Origin of the sequence: Winogradskyella sp. HB-48 (genome assembly GCF_049942685.1) — a bacterium.
Taxonomy (GTDB): domain Bacteria; phylum Bacteroidota; class Bacteroidia; order Flavobacteriales; family Flavobacteriaceae; genus Winogradskyella.
In genome coordinates this window covers 2,243,627-2,257,979 of sequence record NZ_CP187934.1, presented here as the reverse complement: position 1 = coordinate 2,257,979, position 14,353 = coordinate 2,243,627, and the positions used below count along the sequence as shown (strand labels likewise).

Below are 14,353 nucleotides of genomic sequence, written 5' to 3'. Positions count from 1 at the left end.
AAAATACTTCTATGTATAAAACAGTAGACGATTCAAGAATACAGATTTCGCAATTAATGTTGCCATCACATTCTAATTTTAGTGGTAAAATTCATGGTGGTTATATCTTAAATCTCATGGATCAAATTGCATTTGCTTGTGCCTCTAAACATTCTGGGGCTTATTGTGTTACAGCTTCTGTAGATACTGTAGATTTCATAAATCCTATAGAAGTTGGTGAACTAGTAACTATGAAGTCTTCTGTAAATTATGTTGGTAAAACCTCGATGGTTATAGGAATAAGAGTAGAGGCTGAAAATATTCAAACTGGAAAGATAAAGCATTGTAATTCTTCTTATTTTACTATGGTTGCAAAAGCAAACGATGGACGCCCTAAAACAGTTCCAGGACTAATTTTAAATGATAAGACTGAAGTGAAACGTTTTTTAAAAGCTCTAAAACGTATTGAAACAAAACTACATAGGCAGGAGGAGTTTGATCATAGTAATTTTCCTCTTGAAAACTATCTCGATAAATTAAAAGATTATAGAGTAACTATCGATCTTCCAGAAGACACGAAATAAAAAAGCAATCTAAAACTAGATTGCTTTTCTTATATTTTTCAAAAACACTTTATTATTGTTTTATAAAACGTTTTACCTGTGTTGAAGTATCGTTAGATACCCTTACTAAATAAACTCCAATCTTCCAATTAGATACATTCACTGAAGATGACATTTGCGATAGTATTCCTTTGTAAACGCGTTTACCCAAAACATCAAAAACTTCAATATTCATTTCTTCATTTGAAGGTAAAAGCACATTTAATTTATTCTTAGAAGGGTTTGGTGAAATCGTAAACTCTTTGTTATTGCCTTCAAAATCCGTAACGCTTAAGGATGATGAAGCAGTTACATTGTCTACCTGTATAGTTGCAGCTATAACATCTGGTAAATCCCATGTTGGAGAAGAACTACTCAATATCCTTACAGTAAAAACACTTGAAAGAACTGAAGCTGCATTACCTCCACCACTAACAACTGTAAAATCGCCAGCTGTTATTGGAAATGTAATATTAGACCATGTACCATTAGCAGTAATGTTTATGGCATTTGTAGAACATATCCTTGTACCATTGGTACCTTGCATGGCAATTCTTAAGTTAAGATCATTAGTTTGTACATTAACATCCATGCTAATCTGGTCAACACCTTCACTAGTATAATCTCCACTCCATTGTTGGTTTTGAGAATAAAATACCATTTTACTGGCAACACCATTGCCTCCTAAAGATGTATATTGCAAACAATTATCTCCTGAACCTGCAGGTCCAGCACTAGGAACATTAATTGGACCGTTGGTTGCATTACCAGCACCACCTATTCGCCACTCTTGAGTAGTGCCGTCCTGAAAATCATCCACTTGATTTAGAGTTACCTGTGCATTAGAAGTGGGTACGAAAATTATAACAAATATTAATAAAAGTAAAGTTCTAATCATATAACACAATTTTTAGCTAAGTTAATAATTTATAGCAAACTTTATTAAAATTTAGCTAAAACTATGCCAATTACTTACTTAAGTACATTTTTCGTCTTGAGTACAAATCATAGAACTCATCGTCTTTGAGACTTTCTATAAATAAGATACTTTCACCTGTACTCTTCATTTCTGGTCCTAACTTCTTATTAACGTTGGGAAATTTATTGAAAGAAAATACGGGTTGTTTTATAGCATAACCTTCTAATTGTGGGTTAAATTCAAAGTCAGTCACTTTCTTTTCACCCAACATAACTTTTGTGGCGTAATTTACATAAGGCTCTTTGTAAGCTTTTGCTATAAATGGAACTGTACGAGATGCTCTTGGGTTTGCTTCAATAATATAAACAGTATCATCCTTTATAGCAAACTGAATATTAATTAAACCAACGGTATTGAGTGCTAAAGCAATCTTTTTAGTATGGTCTTTAATTTGTTGCATTACAAATTCACCTAAATTAAATGGTGGTAAGGTAGCATTACTATCACCAGAGTGTATACCACAAGGCTCTATATGCTCCATTATACCAATGATGTACACATTTTCCCCATCACAAATAGCATCAGCTTCTGCTTCTATTGCACCATCTAAATAATGGTCTAACAATAATTTATTACCTGGAATAGATTTTAATAAATCAATAACATGTTCCTCCAACTCTTGCTTATTAATTACAATCTTCATGCCTTGCCCACCAAGTACATATGATGGTCTAACAAGAATTGGAAAATCCAAAACATCTGCAATTGCTAAAGCTTCATCAGCTGTTTCAGCTACATCAAATTTTGGATAAGGTATATTGTTTTCTTTCAGTAAGGTTGAAAAACTTCCTCTGTCTTCAGCTAAGTCTAGAGATTGAAAGGTAGTTCCCATAATTTTAACTCCATAGCGCTCAAGCTTTTCTGCGAGCTTTAAAGCTGTTTGCCCACCAAGCTGCACGATAACTCCTTCTGGTTTTTCGTGTTGAATGATATCATAGATATGTTCCCAAAAAACAGGCTCAAAGTATAATTTATCTGCAATATCAAAGTCTGTTGATACCGTTTCTGGGTTACAGTTAATCATTATGGTTTCGTAACCACATTCTGCTGCAGCTAAAACACCGTGTACACAACAATAATCAAACTCAATACCTTGACCTATTCGATTTGGTCCAGAACCTAAAACAATGATTTTCTTTTTATCAGTGACAATACTTTCATTTGCAACAGAAACCTCTCCATCAGCGGTTTCCACTTCACTTTCAAAAGTTGAGTAGTAGTAAGGTGTCTGCGCTTTAAATTCTGCCGCACATGTATCAACAAGCTTGTAAACTCTATTTATTTTAAGTTCTCTACGTTTGTTATAAACTTCACTCTCCAAGCAATTAAGCATATGAGCAATTTGTCTATCTCCATAGCCCTTTTGCTTTGCTTCAAGCAGTAATTCTCTTTGGATTGTGTCAATAGAATATTTCGAAATTTCTTTCTCTAGTTGAAACAATTCTTCATACTGCTTTAAGAACCACATATCAATTTTTGTGATATCGTGAATGCGACTTAACGGAATTCCCATTTGAATCGCATCATACAAAACAAAGACCCTGTCCCAGCTTGCATTAGTAAGCTTATCTATAATTTGATCGTAATTCTTATATCCTTTTCCATCTGCTCCAAGTCCGTTGCGCTTTATTTCCAAGGATTGTGTTGCCTTATGCAATGCTTCTTGAAAAGAACGTCCAATACCCATTACTTCTCCTACAGCTTTCATTTGAAGACCTAGAGTTCTGTCTGATCCTTCAAACTTATCAAAGTTCCAACGTGGTATCTTTACAATAACGTAGTCTAAAGTTGGCTCAAATAATGCTGAAGTAGATTTCGTTATCTGGTTACTTAATTCATCTAAATTATACCCTAAAGCTAACTTAGCGGCAATCTTTGCAATTGGATATCCAGTTGCTTTACTTGCTAATGCAGAAGAACGAGATACTCGTGGATTAATTTCAATAGCTATAATTTCTTCATTTTCATCAGGACTTACAGCAAACTGCACATTACATCCACCTGCAAAATTACCAATACTACGCATCATATGAATAGCCATATCGCGCATCTTTTGGAATGTTTTATCAGAAAGTGTCATAGCTGGTGCCACAGTAATTGAGTCTCCTGTGTGGATTCCCATAGGGTCCATATTCTCAATGGTACAAATGATAACAACATTATCATTTTTATCTCTTAAAAGCTCTAACTCGTACTCCTTCCATCCCATCATGGCTTTGTCAATCATAACCTCATGTATGGGTGAAATCTCTAAACCTCTGGTTAGTGCTTCATCAAATTCTTTTTCGTCATACACAATAGAAGCACCTGCACCACCTAAAGTAAATGACGCTCTAATACACAAAGGAAAACCAAACTCTTGGGCAATTTCCTTACCTTTTAAGAATGATGTTGCCGTTGCTTGTGGTGCCATACCTACACCAATTTTCAACATCAACTCCCTAAATTTTTCTCTATCTTCTGTAATGTTGATGGCATCAATGTTTACGCCTATAATCTCTACACCAAAATCTTCCCAAATTCCTTTTTCATCTGCTTCTATACAAAGATTCAGAGCGGTTTGCCCACCCATAGTTGGTAATACAGCATCTATTTGTGGATGCTCTTTTAAAATCTTAACTATAGACTTTGTAGTTAGTGGTAATAAGTATACATGATCTGCCATTGCAGGATCAGTCATAATTGTTGCCGGATTAGAATTTATAAGGATAGTCTCTATTCCATCTTCTCTTAGTGAGCGTAAAGCCTGTGAGCCAGAATAGTCAAACTCACAAGCTTGACCGATGATAATTGGACCAGAACCTATTAGTAGTATGGATTTAATGTTTTTGTTTTTAGGCATGGGATTATATTTTGGTTTGCAAAAATAAGTATCGATTAGATACAAAAAAAGGCGTTACACCTAAGTAACACCTTTTAAATATTAACAATTGTTAATCATTATTTTTTATGTCTTGATTCTGAAGATACAGACAATTTCTTTCTTCCTTTAGCTCTTCTACGTGCTAAAACTTTTCTTCCGTTGGCAGAAGCCATTCTTTCTCTAAAACCGTGCTTGTTTCTTCTCTTTCTTTTTGACGGTTGAAACGTTCTTTTTGACATGTCTTATCTTTTTAAAAACTGAGTAAACAAATTTATTATTTCGAGGTTCCTCAAAAACTGGGTGCAAATATACAACAAGTTTTTACTTTAGCAAGTCTGAAATTAAAATTATTTCTGTAGAATTTTATTAACTTTGCCATCCTTAAAAAACGAATAATGTTCAATAAAAATATAAAATTAGTTCTTACTGCTTTGATAATAGCATATGCCATTTATCAATTTACCGAAGGATATATTGGTAACGGAATTATGTATATTCTACTTTCTACCATATTTATTTTCCTCTATTTTAAAAACGAAATGATTCTTTTGGCATTTTTTAAATTGCGCAAACAGGATTTTGAAGGAGCCAAAAAATGGTTGGATAAAATAAAAAATCCTGAAGCTGCTTTAGTAAAAAAACAGCAAGGCTATTTAAATTATCTAAACGGTATTATGGTTTCTCAAACCAACATGAATGAAGCTGAAAAATATTTTAAAAAAGCTATCGATCTAGGCTTATCTATGGATCATGATTTGGCTATGGCTAAATTAAATTTAGCTGGTATTGCTTTTTCTAAACGCAGAAAACAAGAAGCGCAAAAGTTGTTGGCTGAGGCAGAAAAGCTTGACAAGCGTGATATGCTTGCTGATCAGATTAAAATGATGAAACAGCAAATGAAGAAAGCTTCTATACCAAAACAACATTACGGACAGCCAACATCTGCTAGGCAAAACCGTAGAAGTAGACGATAGTTTTACAACAGCGGCGCAGCTAAACGTGCCAAAGCTTCTATCAATTTCGCTCGCTTAGATCGTTTTTTCCAAGTTTGGAGTTGTAATTGTGTTGCGTTTTCCAAATCTGAATTAAAAACTTCATCGAGTTCTATAGCAAAACTTTTGTTGTAAATTAATGCATTGACTTCAAAGTTTATATTAAAGCTTCTGTAATCCATATTCGCCGTTCCTACTGTACTAAAGACATCATCGATAACTATAGTTTTGGCATGTACAAATCCTTTGGTGTATTGATAAACCTCCACTCCTGCTTCTAATAATTTTTCGAGGTAAGAATTGGTGGCATATTCTGCAATCCAAGAATCTGATTTTTTAGGCACAATCAGTTTTACTTCAATGTTACTTCTTGCCGCTACTTGCAAAGCTGTAACTATTTCATCATTGGGAATGAAGTAAGGCGTTGTAATATGAATGTATTCTTCTGCATTAGTAATAGCCACAAAAATAGCTTCCATAATGTTAGACCAGTCTGTATCTGGTCCACTAGCAGCTATTTGTAATGCAATATTTTCTTTACAAGTATTTTCTGGAAAGTAATCTTTTGAAATATTTACGTCTCCATCACTAACAAAATCCAGTGTTGTAAAAAATAATATCTGAAGTTGCCTAACAGCTTCACCAACTACTCTAATATGTGTATCACGCCAATATCGAGTATTGTTGGAGTTAACGTAGTTATCGGAAATATTAATTCCACCAATATATCCTATTTTACCATCAATAATAGCAATCTTCCTATGGTCGCGATAGTTCATCTTTCCTGTAAATCTAGAAAATAATACAGGCATAAATTTGTAAAGCTCTACGCCACTATCTTTTAATTTACGCTTCATTTTAGAAGATATTGTGCTACCAACATCATCTATCACCATCCTTACCTTTACTCCTTCTTCAGCTTTACTACATAAAGCATCTAAAAATTTGGAACCTATGGAATCGTCTTTAATTATAAAATATTCAATATGTATGTGATGCTTAGCGCTTTTAAGGTCTTTTAATAATAGCTGCATCTTATCATCACCATTTTTAATAAGTTCTACCTCATTCTTTACAGTGAGTTTAGATTTTTCACTATTGTATAAAAGTCTAATGAGTTTTGATTTTTCCTCTAATAACTCATCAACGCTTTCTATAGTTTTGGTATCTAGTTCTAACTCATCTTGAATTTGTTTAACAACTGTTTGATTTAAAACATGCTTTCTGTTAAAGATTTTGGATTTGCGATATTCTTGCCCAAACAAATAATATACGATTAGACCTACAAAAGGGAAAACCAACAAAACAATAATGTAACTTAAAGTTTTTGTTGGATTGATTTTCTTAAAAAGAATCGTAATTACGGCAGATATGGCTAAGACGTAATTGAGTCCTATAAGTATTTGCCAGATATGTCTATTTATATACTCCAAAGATTAAGGCTGTACATTGTAGTAACCTTCTTTAGGAATTTCTATTGAGTATAATTTTCGAGATTTGTTATTAAGGTGTCCTTCTCTTAACCAAGGATTGTGAATCTTAAGTATCTTGTAGTTAATTCCAAATCGTTTTGCAAACTTTGAAAAATCTGTAACTGCTGTGTCAACCTCTACTTTGTAGGTAGGGATGTACTTATATAAATCACTTTTGCTGAAGTTAAATCCATATTTTGAAGGATTATTTAGGATCTCTTTTAAAGCTACAATTCTAAAAACGTAACGACCAGTCTCTTCTCCAAGCAATAAATCGTAGTAGTTGCTCACTCCTTGTTCTTCTAAACGTCTTGAAATACCAGCATTTCCTGCATTATAAGCAGCTGCCGCCAAGGTCCAAGAGCCTAATTGATCTTTGGCTTTCTTTAAATACTTACAGGCTACTTCCGTGGCCATTTCTACATTATAGCGTTCATCTACGTTAGAGTTTACTTCTAATCCGTTTTCCCTACCAGTAGCTGGCATAATTTGCCAAACACCTGAGGCTCTAGCAGGTGATATAGCTGTTGGGACTAATCCACTTTCAATAACGGCTAGGTATTTAAAATCATCTGGAATACCATTCTTTTTTAAAATCGGTTCTATAATTGGGAAATACTTCTGTGCACGTTTAAACAAAAGTAATCCATTAGATTGCCAATAGGTATTGACCAAAAGTTCTCTATCCATTCGCTCATAAATATCAGGATTTTCAACAGGCATAATTTCTCCTGCAAAGTTTAAGCCCTCAGGCATTTCTAAGGCATAAACATTATAATCGTTAACAATTGGTTCTTCTTTACCAATAGTTTCGTCTGAAGGTGCTTTTTGCATTGAGAAAATAAATAGACCTGAAATGCATATTAGACCTATTGCTGCTAAAATATTTTTAAAAGTTTGCATGGCTTTATTTTTTTATTAAATGTATGAAATCTATCGAATTATACAAACCTAAGACTCAATTAGTTTCGGTAGATTTTCATTAAACCATTTATACTTATTTATTATCATTATATGTGTTCCACCTTTGATAACAATACAATTTCCAGTGCAAGAATGTGGAAAGACCATATCTTTATCGCCATGGATATATATAGCGTCTGGAAGCGGCTCTTCTTGCTCCCAGCAAACAACTTGTTTTATGGCCCAATCTAAATACACAGTATCATTAACCGAAAGATATTTTTTATACAAGTCTACACGTTGCTTAATGGTTTCACCTAAAGCGTATTTTGCCAAAAGGTCAATATTCCCTACTAATCGAGTTGGTAAAATCCTATAGGCTTTGGTGTATTTTAGCAATTTCATACGCTTAGGTAGCTCATGATGCGATTTAACGCTAGATACCACAAAAAGCTTTCTAAGGTTTAAAAACTTACTCATTTCTTGTACCAACATGCCACCAAATGAAACACCCAATAAAACCACATTATCATGTTTTATGAACTTACACATTCGCTTTGCATAGTCTTCTAAAGTTTCATTCTTATTAGGTATTTGCCATTCTAGCCAGTGGATATTGTATCGATCTTCTGGTAATTTTATATTCTCAAAAATCGTAGGATTAGCCGCCATTCCTGGCATTAAATAGACATGTATAATATTTGAGGTCATAACTAAACTTTCGTTTATGAATTTAAGTTTATAGATACACAAAAGCGTTAAAGACTTATTATTTAACCTTTTAACAACCTTATCTTAAAACTTACGTCGATTTTTTGTACCTTTGCACTGCAAAACTATATAAAATATAGTATCTACTTGCCAACCGTTAACTTAAAACAAAGAAAATTATGACTGAAACTGCTGAATTGATTGATAATGACTTTCTGCGTCAATACGAATTAAAGGTTGAAGACGAAATGGCTGTTATTGAATATTCTTTGCAAGAACGCAAAATATTTTTAACTAAGATGGTAATTCCTGCACCTATGAAATCTGCAGAGTTTGAAAAGGAATTTTTGGCAATGGTATTTGATGATATTAAAGAAAGAAATATCAGTGTAGTACCAACTAGTCCGGATATTGCAAAATTTGTTAGAAGTAACAGGAAGTACAAACGCATGCTCCCTGTTGGCATCCGTATATAATTTAAAAACAAAATTAAAAAAAACCGAAACTTAATAAATTTCGGTTTTTTTATGCTGTTAGCTCTTTTACAAAATCAAACCTTACCAAACCATCTTCATCGATTTTGGTTAATTCAACCTCATGTAAAGTGTTAACCAATTCAGGATTCCAAGGCGCTTTGACTTTTACATAATTTTCGGTAAACCCGTGTATATAGCCATCTTTATTTTCACCTTCAAACAATACGGTTCTCTTTGTTCCTAATTGTTTTTCGTAAAAGGCTCTTCGTTTTTTAGCAGAAAGGCCTCGTAGCATTTTACTACGTTTTGATCTCACACTTTTAGGCACTACTCCATCCATATTTACAGCTTTAGTATTATCGCGCTCAGAATATGTAAAGACGTGCAGATAAGAAATATCTAACGCATTTAAAAAGTTATACGTTTCTAGGAAATGTTCATCAGTTTCACCTGGAAAACCCACTATAACATCCACTCCAATGCATGAGTGAGGCATTACTTCCTTTATTTTTGAAACACGATCTACATATAGCTCTCGCATATAACGGCGCTTCATCTTTTTTAAAATATCATTACTTCCGCTTTGTAAGGGTACATGAAAATGCGGCACAAAAGCTCTTGAGCGCGATACCAATTCTATGGTTTCATTTTTTAGTAAATTAGGTTCGATGGAAGAAATTCGTAAACGCTCAATACCTTCGACTTTATCTAATTGCATAACTAGATCTAAAAAAGTGTGCTCGTGCTTTTTGTTTCCAAATTCACCTTTACCATAATCACCAATGTTTACACCTGTTAAAACGATTTCTTTAATACCTTGTTCAGAAATCTCTCTGGCGTTCTTTAGGACATTTTCCATGGTATCGCTTCGTGAAATTCCTCTTGCCAAAGGAATAGTGCAATAGGTGCATTTATAATCACAACCATCCTGAACTTTTAAAAATGCTCTGGTTCTATCTCCTATTGAATAACTACCAACATAAAAGTCAGCTTCTTCTATCTCACAGCTATATACCTCTCCAAACTCGTTTTTGGTTAAATCGTTTAGATAATCTGTGATTTTAAATTTTTCAGTAGCACCCAATACCAAATCTACTCCGTCAACAGCTGCAAGCTCCTCTGGCTTTAACTGAGCGTAACAACCTATAGCAGCCACAAAAGCATCTGGATTTACTTTTTGTGCTTGCTTTACTATAGTTTTAAAACGTTTGTCTGCATTCTCGGTAACAGAACAGGTATTTATCACATAAATGTCTGCCTTCTCACTAAAGTCCACACGATCAAAGCCTTTATCCTTAAAGCTTCTTGCTATTGTAGAGGTTTCAGAGAAGTTAAGCTTACAACCTAAAGTATAAAATGCGACTTTTTTTGTTTTCATCTTTTGTCATCCTGAACTTGTTTCAGGATCTTTTTAAATTTACTTTTACACAGATGATATTTCAACTGCGTTAAATATGGCTTTGGCGCGCAAATTTACAACATAATAGTTAGATGCAAAAACTCAATAAACCCTTACTATTCAATATCTTATTTTTATGTGTCGCCTTGTTTTCTTGTTCATCCAAAAACAACACTAATAAAGACCATCTAGTGTTTAGGTATAATGAGCACAAAAATATTGGCTCACTAGATCCAGCATTTTCTAAAGATTTAGCAGATATTTGGGCAACACACCAACTTTTTAACGGCTTGGTACAAATGGATGACCAACTCAACGTAAAGCCTTGCATTGCTAAAAGTTGGGTAATTACGGATAGTGCCAAAACTTATACGTTTACCATTAGAAAAGATGTTTATTTCCACAAACATCATTTGTTTGGCACTTCGACTTCGCTAAGTAATCAAGATTCTACAAGAACGGTTAAAGCTTCTGATTTTGAATATAGTTTCAACAGACTTAAAGACGAAAAACTAGCCTCACCTGGAAGTTGGGTACTTAAGAAGGTTGAGAGTTACTCAGCGTTGAATGATTCCACTTTTCAAATAAAATTAAACCAACCGTTTCCTGCATTTTTAGGGCTTCTCACCATGAAATACTGCTCGGTGGTTCCCAAAGAAATTGTAGAACATTATGGAAGTGATTTTAGATCAAATCCTATTGGTACTGGTCCTTTTAAATTTAAACGTTGGGAAGAAAATATTAAACTCGTTTTCAGACGTAATGACAATTATTTTGAAACTGATGAAAACGGTAAACAGCTACCCTATCTTGAAGCTATTGCCATTACCTTTTTACCAGACAAGCAAAGTGAATTTTTACAATTTGCACAAGGTAATATCGATTTTGTTTCAGGGTTGGATGCCTCATATAAAGATGAAATTTTAACTGCTGAAGGTAAAATCAAGAAGCTTTATGCTGATGATGTCAATATGATTAGAGGACCATACCTCAACACCGAATATTTGGCATTTTTTATGGAAACTGAAGTTGAAGAAATTCAGGCTTTAAAACTAAGACAAGCTATTAATCTTGGTTTTGACAGAACTAAGATGATTACTTATCTCCGAAACGGAATTGGCATACCTGCAACTGGTGGATTTATCCCAAAAGGATTACCAGGTTTTGATGATAGCATTGGTTTTACCTATCAACCAGAAAAAGCAAAACATTTGGTCCTAGAGTTTAAATCAGAAACAGGTATGCAAAACCCTGAAGTAACCTTAACCACAACAAGCAACTATTTAAGTTTTTGTGAGTTCATACAACGTGAAATACAGAAAATTGGTATCAATGTCAATGTTGATGTGATTCCTGCTTCGAGTTTAAAGGATGCTAAAGCTAACGGTCAACTCGACTTTTTTAGAGCTAGTTGGATTGCAGATTATCCTGATGCCGAAAATTACTTATCCCTTTATTACAGCAAAAACCTTGCACCTAATGGTCCAAACTATACACATTATTCTAGTCCTGAATTTGATAAAATGTATGAAGCCTCCTATTTAGAAACCAATCCAGAAATGAGAGCAGACCTTTACACTAAAATGGATTCTTTGGTAATGCGCACAGCACCTATTGTCCCAATGTTTTATGACGAAGTGATACGCTTTACAAGAAAAGAAGTAAAAGGATTAGGGATAAATGCTACTAATTTATTGGAATTGAAAGCTGTAAAGAAAAGTAATTTGTGAAACTAACAATCGAAAGAACTTATGTGTAACCCAATCAATAAACAGTTACACGTATCAACGAATAAACGTTTCAACAGTTAGATCAAAATTTCTCAAAATAGTACAAATCATCACCACCTTCACCTTTTAGACGTCGTGATGAAATATAACCAGTGGTTAAGTCGTCATTTAAGAAAAACGAAAAATCATCGCCTCTACTATTAATAGGCTCTTCTAAAGATTTTGGTTCTTGCTGGGCATCATTAGAGTCTAGGTCGTAAACATAAATATCCAAACCACCTTTACCACCTCTTCTATCTGATGTAAAGTACAACTTGTTATCTGCGCTTACAAATGGAAATATTTCAGTACGTGACGAGTTAATGTTTTCGCCCAAACTTGTCACTTCACCATACGTTTTGTGATTAGAAACTGAAACCTTGTATAAATCGGATTTTCCTTTAGTTCCCTTTACATCTGCAATAAAATAAAGTGTATTTCCATCTGGACTCAAAGCAGGATGGGCATAGTTGTGATCTACATCGCAGAATGGAAGGGTTTCAAAATTTGTCCAACCTTTACCTTCTTCATATTCTGCACGTTGTATTTGTAAATTATAGGTTTCAACGCCTTTTAATTTGTTATCACCTTTATCAATTTGATTGGTCGTAAAATACATGTATTTTCCATCCTTGGAAAAGGTTGCAGAAGACATATTGAAACGTCCCAATTCTGTTTTTACAATTGGTTGTTCATCTTTAATTTCACCATCATCGCTTAATGGCGCTTCGTACATAATGTAAATAAAACCATCATACTTGTCCTTTATAGGTCGACCTCTTTTTGTGGTAAGGTTATGACTAAAAAATACTTTATTACCAACTACACGAGCTGCAAAGTGGTCTAATTCTGAATTGATTTTCAATTTTTTTACTTCAACATCTTCACTTTGTGAAAATCCGAAAGCAAAACTTAATAAAACAATTAGTAGAGTAAATTTGGTCTTCATTTGTAAATAGTTAATGTTATTCTCTTCTGTACTGCTTTGTTTCTTCAAAAACATGTTCTAAAATAGCTTTATCCATGTCTGTTAATTCCTCATTTCGTCTAGCCATAACAACTTCTGCTACTTCGAAAGCTTTGTCAGTTTTATAAGTTACAAAACCGCTATGTCCTCCCCAAGAAAAGCTTGGTACAAAATTACGAGGGAATCCACTTCCAAAAATATTAGCACTTACACCAACAACCGTACCAGTATTAAACATAGTATTGATACCACATTTGCTATGGTCTCCCATCATTAGTCCGCAAAATTGCAAACCTGTTTTTGCAAAACCACCAGTTTTATAGTTCCAAAGTCTTACTTCAGCATAATTATTCTTTAGGTTGCTGTTGTTTGAGTCTGCTCCTATATTGCACCATTCTCCCAATACTGAGTTTCCTAAAAATCCATCATGACCTTTATTTGAATAACCAAAAATCACCGAATTATTGACCTCACCTCCTACTTTACTATGTGGTCCAACTGTAGTTGGTCCATATATTTTGGTTGCCAATTTTAAGGTAGCATCATTGCACAGCGCTAAAGGTCCTCTAACAACAGTCCCTTCCATGATTTCTGCATCTCTACCAATATAAATTGGTCCTGTACTGGCATTGAGTGTTACAAAATTGAGCTTTGCTCCTTTTTCAATAAAAATATTTTCAGGATTCAACGTTTTTACCGTAACAGGAATAGGCTCAGATTTTCTTCCATTTGTAATTAAATTGAAGTCCTCCTCAATAGCTTCACCATTTTTGGAAAAAATATCCCAAGTATTTTCAATTTTGATAATGTCACCTTCAAATTCAATAGCCTCAAAATTTGAAAAATCACTTACCTCCTCACCCTCTTTAGCAAAAAAAGCGATAACATCCTCACCCTTAAACAAGGCTTGGTTATGGTTAAGGTTTATAACAAACTCTATGACCTCGGTATTTGGTAAAAACGAAGCGTTTATCATTATGTTTTCTTCCATTTCTACCATTGGAAATTTATCTGATAAATAGTCTTCGGTTACCGTCGTTGTAGTATATTCCAAAAAAGATTCCCATTTCTGACGAATCGTTAATATGCCTACTCTAATATCAGCAACGGGTCTTGTATATGTAAAAGGTAAGAGATTGTCTCTGTGCGGACCATCAAAAAGTATGTAGTTCATCTGAGTTTGAATTTATGTAAAAATAAAAAAAGCCTTTCTACAAAAGAAAGGCTTTTTGAAATATCTA

The 14,353-nt window shown here is 33.9% G+C and carries 13 protein-coding genes; 4 read left to right on the top strand and 9 right to left on the bottom strand.

The features are described from left to right. Window positions 1-11: 11 nt before the first annotated feature. Window positions 12-563, top strand: a complete 552-nt coding sequence (locus ACPX19_RS10170) for an acyl-CoA thioesterase (RefSeq protein WP_426429895.1) — start codon at window positions 12-14, stop codon at window positions 561-563. Between the two features lie 52 nt (window positions 564-615). Here the strand turns inward: ACPX19_RS10170 and ACPX19_RS10165 are convergent, their stop codons facing one another. The 3 genes from ACPX19_RS10165 to rpmH all read right to left on the bottom strand — a co-directional run bounded on the left by ACPX19_RS10165 (window position 616) and on the right by rpmH (window position 4,662). Further along, window positions 616-1,479, bottom strand: a complete 864-nt coding sequence (locus ACPX19_RS10165) for a T9SS type A sorting domain-containing protein (protein WP_426429894.1) — start codon at window positions 1,477-1,479, stop codon at window positions 616-618. Between the two features lie 70 nt (window positions 1,480-1,549). Further along, complete coding sequence (carB, locus tag ACPX19_RS10160; protein ID WP_426429893.1) at window positions 1,550-4,402, bottom strand: carbamoyl-phosphate synthase large subunit; 2,853 nt, start codon at window positions 4,400-4,402, stop codon at window positions 1,550-1,552. Window positions 4,403-4,500: 98 nt separating this feature from the next. Then, entirely contained in the window at window positions 4,501-4,662 is a 162-nt protein-coding gene (gene rpmH / locus ACPX19_RS10155; RefSeq protein ID WP_038527912.1) for a 50S ribosomal protein L34, read from the bottom strand. A gap of 156 nt (window positions 4,663-4,818) precedes the next feature. Between rpmH and ACPX19_RS10150 the strand changes: the two genes are divergently transcribed. Beyond that, complete coding sequence (locus ACPX19_RS10150) at window positions 4,819-5,397, top strand: DUF2892 domain-containing protein (protein ID WP_426429892.1); 579 nt, start codon at window positions 4,819-4,821, stop codon at window positions 5,395-5,397. 2 nt (window positions 5,398-5,399) lie between these two features. Here the strand turns inward: ACPX19_RS10150 and cls are convergent, their stop codons facing one another. Genes cls through ACPX19_RS10135 form a run of 3 tightly spaced genes read right to left on the bottom strand, consistent with a single transcriptional unit; the run spans window position 5,400 to window position 8,501 of the window. After that, entirely contained in the window at window positions 5,400-6,848 is a 1,449-nt protein-coding gene (cls, locus tag ACPX19_RS10145; RefSeq protein ID WP_426429891.1) for a cardiolipin synthase, read from the bottom strand. Window positions 6,849-6,851: 3 nt separating this feature from the next. Next, a complete protein-coding gene (locus ACPX19_RS10140; protein ID WP_426429890.1) occupies window positions 6,852-7,790 on the bottom strand; it encodes a lytic transglycosylase domain-containing protein in 939 nt (312 codons plus the stop codon). Window positions 7,791-7,838: 48 nt separating this feature from the next. Continuing rightward, on the bottom strand, window positions 7,839-8,501 hold the full coding sequence (locus ACPX19_RS10135; protein ID WP_426429889.1) for an alpha/beta hydrolase: 663 nt from the start codon (window positions 8,499-8,501) through the stop codon (window positions 7,839-7,841). Between the two features lie 179 nt (window positions 8,502-8,680). On the opposite strand from ACPX19_RS10135, the gene ACPX19_RS10130 reads away from it, so the two are divergent. Continuing rightward, entirely contained in the window at window positions 8,681-8,977 is a 297-nt protein-coding gene (locus ACPX19_RS10130; RefSeq protein WP_426429888.1) for an N-acetyltransferase, read from the top strand. A 49-nt stretch (window positions 8,978-9,026) separates the two neighbouring features. On the opposite strand, the gene mtaB is transcribed toward ACPX19_RS10130, so the two are convergent. Then, window positions 9,027-10,355, bottom strand: a complete 1,329-nt coding sequence (mtaB, locus tag ACPX19_RS10125) for a tRNA (N(6)-L-threonylcarbamoyladenosine(37)-C(2))-methylthiotransferase MtaB (RefSeq protein ID WP_426429887.1) — start codon at window positions 10,353-10,355, stop codon at window positions 9,027-9,029. A gap of 113 nt (window positions 10,356-10,468) precedes the next feature. Here mtaB and ACPX19_RS10120 point away from each other — a divergent pair, with 113 nt between their 5' ends. Continuing rightward, on the top strand, window positions 10,469-12,106 hold the full coding sequence (locus tag ACPX19_RS10120; RefSeq protein ID WP_426429886.1) for an ABC transporter substrate-binding protein: 1,638 nt from the start codon (window positions 10,469-10,471) through the stop codon (window positions 12,104-12,106). 82 nt (window positions 12,107-12,188) lie between these two features. On the opposite strand, the gene ACPX19_RS10115 is transcribed toward ACPX19_RS10120, so the two are convergent. Both ACPX19_RS10115 and ACPX19_RS10110 read right to left on the bottom strand, forming a co-directional pair. Continuing rightward, entirely contained in the window at window positions 12,189-13,094 is a 906-nt protein-coding gene (locus tag ACPX19_RS10115) for a TolB family protein (protein WP_426429885.1), read from the bottom strand. Between the two features lie 16 nt (window positions 13,095-13,110). After that, the gene (locus ACPX19_RS10110; RefSeq protein ID WP_426429884.1) at window positions 13,111-14,286 is read right to left on the bottom strand and encodes a GlmU family protein; all 1,176 of its coding nucleotides are present in this window, start codon (window positions 14,284-14,286) and stop codon (window positions 13,111-13,113) included. Window positions 14,287-14,353 lie beyond the last annotated feature (67 nt).

Bases quoted from the DNA above. Each gene is read 5' to 3' on its own strand.
- ACPX19_RS10110 (WP_426429884.1), bottom strand. From the start codon at position 14,286: ATGAACTACATACTTTTTGATGGTCCGCACAGAGACAATCTCTTACCT.
- ACPX19_RS10170 (WP_426429895.1), top strand. From the start codon at position 12: ATGTATAAAACAGTAGACGATTCAAGAATACAGATTTCGCAATTAATG.
- ACPX19_RS10150 (WP_426429892.1), top strand. From the start codon at position 4,819: ATGTTCAATAAAAATATAAAATTAGTTCTTACTGCTTTGATAATAGCA.
- ACPX19_RS10165 (WP_426429894.1), bottom strand. From the start codon at position 1,479: ATGATTAGAACTTTACTTTTATTAATATTTGTTATAATTTTCGTACCC.
- ACPX19_RS10135 (WP_426429889.1), bottom strand. From the start codon at position 8,501: ATGACCTCAAATATTATACATGTCTATTTAATGCCAGGAATGGCGGCT.
- ACPX19_RS10115 (WP_426429885.1), bottom strand. From the start codon at position 13,094: ATGAAGACCAAATTTACTCTACTAATTGTTTTATTAAGTTTTGCTTTC.
- ACPX19_RS10130 (WP_426429888.1), top strand. From the start codon at position 8,681: ATGACTGAAACTGCTGAATTGATTGATAATGACTTTCTGCGTCAATAC.
- ACPX19_RS10120 (WP_426429886.1), top strand. From the start codon at position 10,469: ATGCAAAAACTCAATAAACCCTTACTATTCAATATCTTATTTTTATGT.
- carB (WP_426429893.1), bottom strand. From the start codon at position 4,402: ATGCCTAAAAACAAAAACATTAAATCCATACTACTAATAGGTTCTGGT.
- rpmH (WP_038527912.1), bottom strand. From the start codon at position 4,662: ATGTCAAAAAGAACGTTTCAACCGTCAAAAAGAAAGAGAAGAAACAAG.
- ACPX19_RS10140 (WP_426429890.1), bottom strand. From the start codon at position 7,790: ATGCAAACTTTTAAAAATATTTTAGCAGCAATAGGTCTAATATGCATT.
- mtaB (WP_426429887.1), bottom strand. From the start codon at position 10,355: ATGAAAACAAAAAAAGTCGCATTTTATACTTTAGGTTGTAAGCTTAAC.